Annotated in this window: 13 protein-coding genes; 6 read left to right on the top strand and 7 right to left on the bottom strand. The window is 40.8% G+C overall.

Features of this window, described 5'->3' with window-relative positions:
- Positions 1-66 precede the first annotated feature (66 nt).
- Complete coding sequence (gene dnaE / locus DYI03_RS04455) at positions 67-3,783, bottom strand: DNA polymerase III subunit alpha (RefSeq protein WP_036869912.1); 3,717 nt, start codon at positions 3,781-3,783, stop codon at positions 67-69.
- Between the two features lie 126 nt (positions 3,784-3,909).
- Here dnaE and DYI03_RS04450 point away from each other — a divergent pair, with 126 nt between their 5' ends.
- The 3 genes from DYI03_RS04450 to DYI03_RS04440 all read left to right on the top strand — a co-directional run bounded on the left by DYI03_RS04450 (position 3,910) and on the right by DYI03_RS04440 (position 5,565).
- A complete protein-coding gene (locus DYI03_RS04450) occupies positions 3,910-4,602 on the top strand; it encodes a phosphatidylserine decarboxylase family protein (protein WP_021668760.1) in 693 nt (230 codons plus the stop codon).
- Positions 4,603-4,619: 17 nt separating this feature from the next.
- On the top strand, positions 4,620-5,315 hold the full coding sequence (pssA, locus tag DYI03_RS04445) for a CDP-diacylglycerol--serine O-phosphatidyltransferase (RefSeq protein ID WP_004357256.1): 696 nt from the start codon (positions 4,620-4,622) through the stop codon (positions 5,313-5,315).
- 61 nt (positions 5,316-5,376) lie between these two features.
- A complete protein-coding gene (locus tag DYI03_RS04440; RefSeq protein ID WP_306302174.1) occupies positions 5,377-5,565 on the top strand; it encodes a DUF4834 domain-containing protein in 189 nt (62 codons plus the stop codon).
- Positions 5,566-6,172: 607 nt separating this feature from the next.
- Here DYI03_RS04440 and DYI03_RS04430 read toward each other — a convergent pair.
- The 6 genes from DYI03_RS04430 to DYI03_RS04410 form a co-directional block, all read right to left on the bottom strand.
- On the bottom strand, positions 6,173-7,237 hold the full coding sequence (locus DYI03_RS04430) for a relaxase/mobilization nuclease domain-containing protein (protein ID WP_115367907.1): 1,065 nt from the start codon (positions 7,235-7,237) through the stop codon (positions 6,173-6,175).
- Positions 7,221-7,652 carry a plasmid mobilization protein gene (locus DYI03_RS04425; RefSeq protein ID WP_115367906.1) on the bottom strand — a complete coding sequence of 144 codons (432 nt, stop codon included), beginning with the start codon at positions 7,650-7,652 and terminating at the stop codon, positions 7,221-7,223. Before DYI03_RS04425 ends, DYI03_RS04430 begins: the two co-directional genes overlap by 17 nt.
- Complete coding sequence (locus DYI03_RS13295) at positions 7,606-7,905, bottom strand: hypothetical protein (protein WP_147287665.1); 300 nt, start codon at positions 7,903-7,905, stop codon at positions 7,606-7,608. Before DYI03_RS13295 ends, DYI03_RS04425 begins: the two co-directional genes overlap by 47 nt.
- A gap of 110 nt (positions 7,906-8,015) precedes the next feature.
- Positions 8,016-8,486, bottom strand: a complete 471-nt coding sequence (locus DYI03_RS04420) for a DUF3408 domain-containing protein (protein ID WP_025064902.1) — start codon at positions 8,484-8,486, stop codon at positions 8,016-8,018.
- Positions 8,487-8,490: 4 nt separating this feature from the next.
- Positions 8,491-9,483: a toprim domain-containing protein gene (locus DYI03_RS04415; protein ID WP_115367905.1), complete on the bottom strand. Its 993-nt coding sequence runs from the start codon at positions 9,481-9,483 to the stop codon at positions 8,491-8,493.
- Positions 9,484-9,665: 182 nt separating this feature from the next.
- Positions 9,666-11,018, bottom strand: coding sequence for a virulence-associated E family protein (locus DYI03_RS04410; protein ID WP_115367904.1), 1,353 nt, complete (start codon positions 11,016-11,018; stop codon positions 9,666-9,668).
- A 593-nt stretch (positions 11,019-11,611) separates the two neighbouring features.
- On the opposite strand from DYI03_RS04410, the gene DYI03_RS04405 reads away from it, so the two are divergent.
- The 3 genes from DYI03_RS04405 (at position 11,612) to DYI03_RS04395 (ending at position 13,091) form a co-directional block, all read left to right on the top strand.
- Complete coding sequence (locus DYI03_RS04405) at positions 11,612-11,914, top strand: helix-turn-helix domain-containing protein (protein ID WP_025064785.1); 303 nt, start codon at positions 11,612-11,614, stop codon at positions 11,912-11,914.
- Between the two features lie 12 nt (positions 11,915-11,926).
- Positions 11,927-12,217, top strand: coding sequence for a helix-turn-helix domain-containing protein (locus tag DYI03_RS04400; RefSeq protein WP_021668312.1), 291 nt, complete (start codon positions 11,927-11,929; stop codon positions 12,215-12,217).
- Positions 12,218-12,341: 124 nt separating this feature from the next.
- A complete protein-coding gene (locus DYI03_RS04395) occupies positions 12,342-13,091 on the top strand; it encodes a ThiF family adenylyltransferase (RefSeq protein WP_025064786.1) in 750 nt (249 codons plus the stop codon).

Below are 13,091 nucleotides of genomic sequence, written 5' to 3'. Positions count from 1 at the left end.
TTAATTAAACAATTATTTCTTTTTTGATAATTCTATCTTCAAATTTTGTGCCAAACTCTATTTTTGTCAATTGATAAAATAGTCCATCTCCTCTTCTGCGGCTATATAATCGAGCAGTTTTCGGTCGATATTTATGCCTTTTCCCTTGCTACGCAAAGTTACAAAGTCGTTTTCAGAAGTGTGCAATTGTATGTATAACTGCGTGTTACCTTCATTGCCGTCTAACAAAGTGGAGAGATTAGAAATGGTTTCATCGGTAACCTTACTTGCAGGTATGCTAATGGTAAACTTTTCTAATCGTTTTTCTTTCACATCATAAAGTTGTTGAACGTTTTGAACCTTTAACTCGTAACTTTCACTATTACGAAAACGAGGCTGACATTTTGCCGTTACAAAAATGGTATAATTTTCTTTCATTAACCCATTCCATCTTGCCCAATCATCGCCAAATAAGGCTAATTCGCCCGAACCTTCAAAGTCTTCAATGGTAACAAAGCCAAATGGTTTACCTGTTTTCTGAGAAAAACGCTCATTCACCGCCGTAATAATACCACCAAACGATATTTCTTCTCGTTTAGATAGTTCTGCCAAATCGGCACCCCGTCCTATTTCTTCGGTGTGCGTGTTGCAAAGGTGGTTCAAAATAACACTATATTCATCTAAAGGGTGGGCAGACAGATAGATACCAACCAATTCTCGTTCCTTATTCAGCTTTTCTATACTGGGCCAACGCTCGTTTTTTGCAGCCACAGGGCGTGCTATTTCTACCTCATCATCACCTCCAAAAAGTGAGTTTTGCATAGAGGCTTTCTCTTGTTGGTACAATTGCGCATAGCGAACCAAAGCATCTAAGAACATAACACCTTTTGAAGTTACGCTAAAATAGTCCTCTCGTTGCAATTCAAAGCTATCGAAACCACCACTATAAGCCAGACTTTCGAAGGCTTTACGATTGACATTGCTAAGGTCGATGCGTTCTGCAAAATCGTAAATGCTCTTATAAGGACCATTTTTTTCACGCTCTTTTACAATAGCAATGGCTGCTCCCGTACCCATTCCCTTAATGGCTGAAAGTCCAAAGCGTATTTCTCCTTTCTTATTCACACCAAAACCCATCATACTTTCATTGACATCAGGGCCTAAAGTTGATATTTTAAGGGATTTACATTCCTCCATTAACTTCGTAATTTCAGTAATCTGACTGAAACGACGTGTCATTAAGGCTGCCATAAACTCTGCAGGGTAGTGGGCTTTCAGGTAGGCTGTTTGATAAGCTACCCACGAATAACAAGTGGCATGCGACTTGTTAAAGGCATAACTGGCAAATTTTTCCCAGTCAGTCCATATCTTTTCCAATATCTTAGGGTCATGACCATTCTCCTGTCCTTGCTTTAAGAACTTCGGTTTCATTTGGTCTACAATAGCCTTTTTCTTCTTTCCCATCGCCTTACGCAACGCATCACTCTCGCCACGAGTAAAGTTTGCAAGCTGACGACTTAACAACATCACTTGCTCTTGATACACCGTTATACCATAAGTATCCTTCAAATACTTTTCCATACACGGTATATCGTAAGTTACCAAACTTGGGTCGTGTTTACGTTTGATAAAGTCTGGGATATAATCCATTGGTCCTGGACGATACAAAGCATTCATCGCAATGAGGTCTTCGAACACTGTTGGGTGCAATTCGCGCAAATATTTCTGCATACCAGGCGACTCAAATTGGAACGTTCCAATGGTTTGACCTTTCTGATAGAGTTTGTATGTCAATTCATCGTCAATAGGAATATTGTCAATATCGACAATATCGCCTGTTGTTTGCTTGATCACTTTGCAGGCTTCCTTAATCTCTGAGAGCGTTTTAAGCCCAAGGAAGTCCATTTTTATAAGCCCTGTTGTTTCAATAACGTGTCCATCGTATTGCGTAACAGGTACTTTTTGGTCAGGGAAATCAGGGTCTGTAGCTGTTGAAACAGGTACCCATTCGCTGATAGGATTACGACAAATAATAAATCCACAAGCATGAATACCTGTTCCACGCACCGTTCCTTCCAACATTTTAGCATACTTAATGGTGTTGCGTTCACGGTCGTCTTCGCTCACTTCAGCCTCTTGTAAGCGTGGGGTACAAGCTATTGCATTCTTCAAATTCATCTTCATTCCGTCTGGCAAACGCTCTGGAATGGCTTTACACAAATTGTTTGAAACATCTAAAGGCAATCCTTCTACGCGTGCAACGTCCTTAATAGAGTTTTTCGTTGCCATAGTAGAGTATGTAATAATGTGGGCGCAATTCTCTGGACCATACTTTTCCATTACCCATTGCAAAACTTTTCCACGTCCGTCATCATCGAAATCGGTATCAATATCAGGAAGATTTACACGGTCAGGGTTAAGAAAACGTTCGAACAGAAGGTCGTATTTCAGAGGGTCAATACGGGTAATTCCTAAACAATAAGCCACTACTGAACCAGCAGCAGAGCCACGTCCAGGTCCTACCATTACGTTTAATTCTGTTCGAGCAGCATTGATAAAATCTTGCACTATGAGGAAGTAGCCAGGAAAACCCATGGTTTTCATAACGTGTAACTCAAAGATTATGGCTTTTTCTACATCGTCTGGAATAGGGTTGCCATAGAGTTTTTTCGCACCATCGTGAGCTAATTTTGCCAAATAGTCGGCTTCAAACTTGATGCGATACATCTTTTCGTAACCTCCTAAACGCTTGATTACGGCTTCGCCTTCCTCTGGTGAGAGTTGATTTTCACCATGTTCGTCGGTTGTAAACTCGTCATACAACTGCTGTTCTGTAAACTTTTTACGCCATTCTTCCTCTGTTCCAAAGTCTTTAGGGATAGGGAAGAAAGGCATAATAGGACCATTATCAATACTATAAAACTCAACTTTTTCAAGAATTTCTATCGTGTTACTCAACACTTCGGGGAGGTCTTGGAACACTTCATTCATTTCTTCACGCGTTTTAAACCACTCTTGTTTAGAGTAGCGCATACGTGTTGGAGAATTCAAATCCTCTTGTGTTGAAAGACATAACAAGTGGTCATGAGCCTCAGCAGTTTCCTTATCTTCAAAGTGGCAGTCGTTTGTACAAATACATTTCACGCCAAATTCTTTTCCCAATTGCAACAAAACATGATTTACTTTTTGTTGTAATGGGAAGGCTTCTCTGTTGGCTTTTAGTGTAGGGTCTTTTACTTCATGACGTTGAAGTTCCAAATAAAAGTCATCGCCAAACACCTTTTTATACCATTGTACGGCTTCTTTTGCTCCTTCAATATCACCTCTCATAATATTACGAGGGACTTCTCCAGCTAAGCAAGCCGTTGAAATAATCAGTCCTTCATGATATTTTTCTAAATCTTCACGGTCGGTTCGTGGACGATAATAATAACCATCAACCCATGAACGCGACACCAATTTTATAAGATTCTTATAGCCCGTATAGTTTTTAGCCAATACAATAAGGTGGTAGCCCGAATTATCGTGCATTTCCTTTACCTTATCTTCTTTTCTACGTCGTGCTACATACATCTCGCAACCAAAGATAGGCTTAAAAGGTTCTTCGCCATTTTTCTTTCGTTGCTTATTGATTGACGCACAATAATCAGAAAATTCTTTGATGCCAAACATAACGCCATGGTCGGTAATAGCCATACCTTTCATGCCATTTTTGATAGCCTTATCAACAAGATAAGGCACTTTTGACTGACCATCTAATATTGAATAATGTGTGTGAACGTGTAAATGTATGTAATCTTCCATTATTATTGCGTTTTGAGATTCAAAGATACAATCAAAAACTGACATATCCAAAAGAATAAGATTAAAAATTTGTGAGAATAATAAAAAATATTTATCTTTGCATTCGTATAATTATCTACTCCTAAAATGGGTAAAATAAAAAAGAAATTCAAGAAAATAAGATTGCATCACGAAGGCACAGACCAACTTCTTTATGGAGGTATAGGAGTTGGCTTAATATCTTTAATCCTGTGGTTTGGCATTGATTCCAAAATTCCTTTTTGGATTTTTATAGCAATCTTTGGTACTATATATGGCATTGTATTAAATTTTTATCGCTGTCCAATTCGCTATTTTAGCCAAGAAGATACCGAAAAAATAGTTGTAGCACCTGCCGACGGACATATCGTAGTAATAGAAGAGGTGGACGAAAATAAGTATTTTCACGACCGTCGTATTATGGTTTCCATTTTTATGAGCCTTTGGAATGTTCATGCCAATTGGTTTCCAGTTGATGGAACAGTGAAATTCACAAAGCATTTTAATGGTAATTTCCATAAAGCATGGTTGCCAAAGGCAAGTGAAGAAAACGAACACGCTGACACCATTATTACAACTCCTGACGGAAAAGACATTCTTTGCCGCCAAATAGCTGGTGCTGTGGCACGCCGCATTGTTACCTACGCAAAAGAGGGCGAAGAATGTTTCATTGATGAACACATGGGATTCATCAAATTAGGTAGCCGTGTTGATGTTTTCTTGCCAATTGATTCTGAAATTTGCGTAAAGATGGGGCAAACTACAACAGGCGACCAAACTGTTATTGCAAAACTTAAATAAGACTATATAAAGAGGTAATGACGTTTAAAAAGCATATTCCAAATACGATAACTTGCTGCAATCTTATTTCAGGTTGCATCGCTATTGCTTTTGCTTTTAGTGGCAATGCTGAAATGGCACTTGTTTGGATTGTTACAGGAGCTGTCTTCGATTTCTTTGATGGTATGTCAGCTCGACTTTTAAACGTAAGTTCGCCCATTGGCAAAGAACTTGATTCATTGGCTGATGTTATTACTTTTGGCGTAGCACCTTCAACTATTTTGTTCAGCGAATTGAGCATCATGGACTATCCTACCCTACTTGAACCTTTGCGCCCAGCACTTCCTTTTGCAGCTTATATCATGGCTGCTTTTTCAGCTTTACGCTTGGCAAAATTCAATTTAGACGAACGTCAAGCCTTAGGTTTTATAGGTTTGCCTACACCAGCTAACGCTTTATTTTGGAGTTCGCTTATTGTTGGTGGAGGTCAATGGATAGAAAACTATCCTTTAATGCTTTTCGTTCTCCTTGCTGGAATATTGGTTAGTTCGTGGCTATTAGTAGCCGAAATTCCAATGTTTGCACTCAAATTTAAGGAATGGAGTTGGAAAGGCAATCAAGTAAAGTATATATTTTTGGCAACTTGCGTTCCTTTGCTCTTGATTTTTGGCATTACTGCATTGTCAATCATCATTGCTTGGTACGTTCTTTTGTCTTACATTATAAAGAAGTAATATGTTTTTCCTAAAATTTATTTTCTTCATTTTTATAGTTTTCTTAGCCCTAATTCTTTGGGTGGCTTATACATTTTATAAGCAAATAACCCGTGTACGCCGCAGATTCAATCCTGAAGATTTAAAAGACGAAGTAAAAGTGGACGGAAATACCATCATCGACCATCGCCAAAAGCAAGAGCGCAAACCAGTTATTGCCGACGATGAAGGCGAATATGTCGATTTTACAGAGTCGGATACAACAAAATAACGCATACGAAAAGCCCAACAAGATAGTTTCATGCAAACGCTTGTTGGGCTTTTTTGTTTTTCTTCCTTCTCTTTCTGAGTGTAAAATAGCTAACTTTTAGCAAGTAATGATACTTTGTAGGGGCGTGATTTATCACGTTCCTCTTAGTAAATGTTAGGGTGTTAGGAACGTGATAAATCACGCCCCTACAAAGTATCATTGTTTGCTTGAAATTAATTTATTCTTATTTGTAATTTCTTTGCCTCTCTCCGACTTAATAAAATCATGTTCTTTTATTGTTCTTTTTCGTTAAAATTTCAGGAAATTTAGAACAATCTTGTAACTATTTAAAAATCAGTATATTACATATTAGTTTTTAAAACCATTTGTTTTGCGTTTCAAGATAATTATAAAAATATATCTATCTGAAAATAAAGAAGTTACCTTATTGATACAACTAAACAGGTAACGATTTGGAAACGAGCGAGCTACTTGGCTTCGCTGTTTTCTGCCTAACAAAGAACGCTTGTTATTCTGTTTGCAAAGATAAGACTTTGTTACCGAATAACAAGCGTTTTTGATGAAATATTCTTCTTTCTGCATTTTTGATTGATTGTCTGGTTGTGGGTTATATTCCTCTTCCTCGTCTTTTCTTTCTATTGGCTTGGTATCTGAGTTTACGCTGCCATGCTGCTTCGGCATAGTCATCACCATGTGCGGATGGTGTAATCAAATCGACCAATCCTTCCACTGCTTCATCGGCTGCGCTAATGGCTGCATCTGCCATTGTACCGATAACCTGTGCAATCTGCGGAGTTTCTTTTGATGCTTTTGGTATGTATGAACGGCTTTTAGGTACAAGTTGGTAGCCTTTATCAGGTTGTTCTTCCTTTTCTATTGGCTCTTGTATCGTTTGGCGTGGTTTCTTCTGTTCTTCCTTGTTGGTTGCTTCAAAGTTCTTCTGCAAGGAATGGTAGCCGAACTCCCTGCCGATTTCGGAAGCCTTGAAGGATTGCCCTGCGTATGAGAACTTCAAGCCATATACCTTGCCCTGCTTGTTCTTCATACGCTCTATGGTAATGCCGTTTTTGTTCAATTCATAAAGGAACATGGAATGCCCCGTGATACCTGTTCCTTTGTACTTGTCAAGCAGGGAATAACAGATTTGCTGTACCTCTTTCTTTGTTTGCTCTCTCGTTGGGTTAGATTTTTCCTTTTGGTATTTTTTGTTTGTTTTGACCTCCTTTGCGATAGTCAAGCCTTTCTCTCTGCTTATTTCCTCTGCCACTCTCGCTGCCCTGTTGCTCGCAAAAGTGGTATCATAGACCTCTCCGTACAGACTGATACGGTTGGCGATGATGTGAATGTGTGTGTTGTCGGTGTCCTTGTGCGTTACTGCCACCCATTGGTGGTTGTCAAGTCTCATTCGCTTGGCAAACAAATGGGCTATCCACATATATTCGGACACAGACAGCTTTTTCTCGTCCTGCGGTGCGATGCCGATTTCGATACGGAGAAACTTGTTCCTGCAACGGCTGTTGTAGTCACTGACCACTTTCATTTCCTCATAGATAGTCTTTGGATCTCTGCTGCAAAGATTGTGGAATGCAAGCCGACTACCGAGTTTGCCTTCCCTGAAAATATAGTCCAAAGCTGTGCTGCCGTGCGCTATCGCCTTACATTTTCCTATCATTTCTTGTTAGATTTAAGACCTTATATACCTCATCGTCCACACGAAAATGCGGGTCGTAAAATCGCTTAAATGCTTCTTTGGCACATAGCGAGAGGTTCTTTGTGATATGTAGCCAATCTTCGTCCTTGACCTTGATGAGGTTGGAAACCTGCCCATAGAATCTTCCTGTATGTTGGAGGATGGCAATGGCTTCCCTCTCATTGTCGGTCATCTTGGGAACGGCTGTTACTTCTCCGTTAAGGAGTATTTCCCGACAATAATCGGAGAATTTCCGTCCCGCACTTTCTGCCTTTGACTTAATACGCTGCTTTTCTTCTAAGGTGCATCTTACCTTGATGAACTCTGTCTTGTTCATCCTCTGTTCTTCCTTATCCCATTGCTGCCATCGGGCAGCTTTTCCTTTGTATCTGTTCATATAAGTTTCCTTGAAAGTTAATCATTGAATATGATTTGTTGTTGTTTAATTCCTGAATGCTGACCGATGAGAACGGAGTGATTACGGTCTTATCTCCCCGATAGTCTGACGAGGGGAGCTGGGCGCAGTTTGTGGGTACAAACTGACGTCTTGCAATATCAGCTAACGAAACGTTTACGCACAAGGCGTTTTGCTGCTTGAAAGTGAATGCTGTGCATTCCGTGTTTAACTGTGTTCGTGGTGTTCTCATCATTCAGTATGTTTGACAAATGTCTGTTGATATGTTCTCTAAAAAAGGGTTGAGGGTTTTAAGTGGAATAATAGCCCCTTTTCCCAAAAGTCCTCGCTCCCTTTTCCTGTGCCTCACAGCTTTCTCCACTTCTCTATGTCCTCACCATACTCCTCCAAATGAATGCGCACGATGTTCTCCACGAAACTTGAAAGGTTGCTGCCCTTGTCGCCCAATCTGCGCACGATGAAGTCGGCACGCTCATGCGTTTCTAGGCTTAGATAGACCGCCTTTCGGTTGCTCAGTTTTGTTGGGACAAGGTAGGCTTGCTTGTAGGCTTCAAGCGTTTCCTTTCTCATTTTGGCACTGATACGTCTTTGAACAGCCATATTCTCAGTATGCCGTGTATGCTCGGATTTCCCAGAAGTGATATCCGCTTCTCCTTGACTAACACTGTCCTCATTCATTTCTACGTCCGTTGTTGTTTCCTCTACAGGAACGGGGTGTGCTTCCGTCTGTGGGATTACCTCATTGTCCATTTCATCATCTTGGTTGTCCAAGAACCACGAAAGGTCTTTGTCATTCATCATTGTTTTCTTTTTCATTTCTCTATCTGATTTTATGTTTGACTTGTTTTGATTCCTTGTTTTGATTTTGGTCTGTAATCGACATGTGTGCCTGTATCTGCCCTTTATGCTTCTGTCGCTCACGGACATGACTGACATGAAACTCGTTGAGGTCTTTGAAATCCTTGTAGTGTATGCTCATGTCCTCAACATGAAAGCCTGCCCCTGCAAACTCCTGCACAGCTCTCCGCCCAGCATCGTCATTGTCAAGGAAGGCACGAATGAAAGATATTCCCTGCGCATTCATATACCGAATTGCTTTGGCGGTATTGCTCACGGAGTTTAGCACAAGGCAGGCACTTGTTACTTCTTCTTTCATTGAAAGAAAAGAAAGAAAATCCATAAAACCCTCGAATACACAAGTTGGCTGTATTTGGTTTATTATCTTGTCGGTGAATATAGGAGTAATGTCTTTCGGAGCTATCGTTCCCTTGAACGTTTTATTGTCCCGAAGCTCATAGCCGCCAGAGAGATTGGCAAAGCCGATGGCTTCGTAACATCTGCCCCTTACCTCATAAGTGATACATTTAAGAAATGGCATTGCCTTTTCCAAGTCAATGCAGCGTTCCCTCGCAAGATACTCCTGCAAATGTGGTGGCAGGGTGTCTGATATTTCTATCAGTCTCCTTGCTCCATTTATAGCCATCACAGGCTGGGAATTATTTGGCACGAAGTCTTTACGAGAACTATATGTTATATTATCGGAAGCGTTTTGTTCCAAACAGCAAATGGCTTCCGATAGCGTGCAGCCTTCCAAGCGCATACAGAGGTCAATGATACTTCCGCCCCTACCTTCGGCATAATCTATCCAGAGGTTCTTCTCTGTGTCCACCTTAAAACTCGGATGCGTTTCCTCCCTGAGCGGTGAACAATACAGGGCATAGGCAGCAGTCCTACGTACAGGCTTGATGCCTTTCCTTTCAAGATACTCCACGATGGGGTATCGCTTGATACGTGATAAATCTTCTTTTTTCATTGTTTTGATACATTAATGGGTTGAATAATAATTATTTATGTTTGTCTGTTTTTGTGGTTTTACCTTTTCCAAAGTTTTTCCCCTCCAAACTTTTTCATCTTTCTTCTTACTACATACTATTTTGTAATAAGTGATTGATAATCAGTATTACTTTGTAGTATAAGACAATACTACACATTCTACTACATTTGGCTACTACAAGTTTGAAGGAGCGGGCATGGCAAGATTTTCCTAATCTTGTAGACATAAATAGGGCTACTACCGTTTCTTCGTTTGCTCACCTTTATGTATCCTGCTTTCTTCAAGGCTTCGCCCATACGCTTGGCAACAAGTGGTTGGTGAGTATAAATACCCAAATAAGTGAGTATCTCCGTAGTGGTCATTAACGAATAACTTTCATCCTCCGTTGGCTTTTCAAAACAACGCAACAAAAGCTCCATCTCTGCAGTTTGTACTTGAAAGTCTTCACTCTCTCTATATAGTTCGGCAATCTCGTCATCGTCAAACCAATAGCGAAAACCTGACTTTAACAGGGCTTTGGCTTCCGCATAAACATTGTCCATCGAGATAGCTTTTGCTCTCTCAATATCTATGGAAAGCACTTCAAAGGGCAGAAACCGTCTGCTGCCTGTGGGGTCGGTAAGGAAATCGTTACCATTTACCGATGCAACGAAACTCGCCAAATGTGGATGTTCCTCCACATACTTGTCGTAAGGCATACGGTACTTGACCATCGGACAGGTGATGAGGTTTTTCAGTTCGTTCTCGTCACGCTTGTTGAGGGCTTTGAGCTGGTCGTCAATGTTTACGATGAGGTTTTGCCCTATATAGGTAAGCGTGTCCTTCTCTTGCGGATATATCTTTCCCGTGTAGCTGTAACCATGCAGGGCAGGTGGGCAGAGCAAGTCAAGGAAAGTTGTCTTGAACTTGCCCTGCTCGCCTGTCAGTACAAGACAGGTATGGTTACGGCATTCACGGTCGTCCATGGCGTTGGCGACCACTGCCACGAGCCATTTGGTAAGGTATGGCAGCCACTTGTCAGAGTTGCGCACAACTACGCAACTTGCCAATTCGGGAATGGCTTTCAATGAAAGGGAAGAAATATCACAACAGCTATTGTTTTCATTATTACCATTACTCTTACTGCCATAAGCATAACTATCGCTATTGCCACTGTTATTACCACTGCTATTATCAATATCCACCAAGGGCAATCCCTTGAAATACTCCTGTATGGGATTGATACGTGGAGAGAAGCTGCTTTCTATGATGGAATAGAGATTGTCGGAAGAAGTAACGATGCCCACATAGTTATCAAGTTCCCTGCGGAGCGTGTTGATTTCATAGCGACCCACTTTTGAGAAGTGAGTATCATCCTTGCCCCTGTATTCAGTTCTTCCCAACACCGTGTTGTATCTGAACTCATAATAAGAGGAGAGATAAGTTTCTATCTCACCGTTTTTGGAGGAAGTCTTCCTTTGCTTAGGCATATTGTTTCCTCCCTTCGATTTACTTTTATCTGCATTCTTCTTCATTATATGCTTGGTTTGGTTTCAGAGAGTGAAGTTATTACGAGAAGATGAAAGTTCCAAGCATTCGGAGAGTGCTTGCATAATGTTGCGTTCATTCGCAATAAAGTTCGCACGGATTTTTGAGGAGACAGGAAAAGAAATGACTGATTGAAGCCCAAATTAAGTCAAAACAGAAGATAAAATAGCAAGGAAAGACAGAGGTAGAAGTGTACCCTCTGCACACGTTTGCAGTATTCAGCACCAATATTGCAAACAATAGAATCAGCACAGAAATAGGGTAGCGTTTGTCCACACCAAGAGTGTCACAAGCTGCCACTTGGGCGAAAAACGATTGAATAGGAGATACAGCACCATATCTTTGTACCCAACGGACGGTGAAAGAAAAAAAATAGGGTAAGAAGGTGCAAACGGCTGCTGATAAAATGCATTGTCTTTTTCCTTGAAGTTCCCGATATTTCCCTGCTGTTCCCTGCTGCTTTGAAGTATAATAAACTCATCATACTTTTGCAGACATAAACGTGCAATGATACGCAAAACAGGCAAAGGTATTGTCAATACCAATAAGACAGAATTACAAACAAAACAACAATAGAATTATGGGATATTTTATCATTACGGATTCAAATTGGACAAGGCTCAGAAATGAGATACTTAGCCTTGCTGAAACCTGCCATAAGGCATTTGGAGAACAAAGCAAGCATACCGATTGGCTGCACAACGGTGATGTGTGCAAGTTGCTTAACATCAGCAAGCGCACATTGCAGCACTATCGAGATACAGGCGTGCTGCCTTTCTCGCAAATCGGGCATAAGTGCTATTACAGGCGTGAGGATGTGGAGCTATTGCTCCAAAGCAAATCGGAGAAATCGAAAACAGACAGAATAAAGAATAACAAATAAGAGAAGGATATTATGGAATCAGTAAAGGACTTGAACATGGAAGCGGATGATATGCAGGGGGTGCTGTCCGCACTTGAAGGAGTCAACAGACGGATAAAGGAAGTGGCACAGACACATAAACCGCTGTTTGGCGGTGAGCATTTCCTAACGAGCAAGGAAGTATGTGAGCGGCTGTATATCAGCCCTCGTACCTTGCAGGACTATAGGGACAGGAAAGTTATCCCCTATACGCAATTCGCAGGGAAGATACTCTATAAGATGTCGGACTTGGAGAGATTATTAGACGAACATTATCAGGAATAGCATATCACGCTCTGAATATGTTATAAAATCTAAAATAATCAGTGGAATGAGAGTTTTTTACACTTTTGTGTAGTGCATGTGTGTGTTTAAGCATTTACTTTTGTCACAAATTAAATATGTAGTTATGGAAGACAGATACAGTAGAAACAGGCTCTATGTGAGCGAGAAGGAACAAAGTTTGATTAAGGATTATAACATATTCCTTGGTGGTGCAGGCATTGGTAGTATCGTGGCTGAATGTGCTTTGCGGTTTGGTTTCGAGCATATTACAATTGCCGATGGTGATAAGGTTGAGAGAAGCAACCTTAACAGGCAGAACTATACGGAGGATGACATTGGTAGATACAAGGCAGAGTGCTTGGCTGAGCGTTTGCTAAGCATCAATCCTGATGCACAGATAGATTTCCATATAGAGTTCTTGACTCCTGATAACATCGAAGAGATGCTGAATGGACATGATGTGGCTATCAATGCCTTGGACTTTAAGGATAAGACCCCATTCGTCTTTGATGAAATATGCAAAGAAAGAAAAATTCCCGTACTGCACCCATACAACTTTGGTTGGGCAGGTTTTGTTACAATCGCAGACCCATTGGGACACTCCATATCAGAATTGTCAGACGGATTTAAGGGATTTGAATTAAAGGTAGCTGAGTATGTTACCGGACACGGAGCTTTTTGGAATCAGCCAAAGGAGTGGCTGGATAAAATCGTTACTCAATATAGAGAAGAAAGCGAAATGCTACCACCTCCACAACTGTCCATAGCATCCTGGATTGCAGCGGGATTGTGTACAACAGCAATGTACAATCTTGCCACAGGAAAACCTGTGAACTATTTTCCAAAATTCTATTTCTCCTCACTTTTGCAATAA

The organism is Prevotella disiens, from assembly GCF_900454955.1.
GTDB lineage: Bacteria > Bacteroidota > Bacteroidia > Bacteroidales > Bacteroidaceae > Prevotella > Prevotella disiens.
This window is presented reverse-complemented; position numbering and strand designations above follow the sequence as displayed.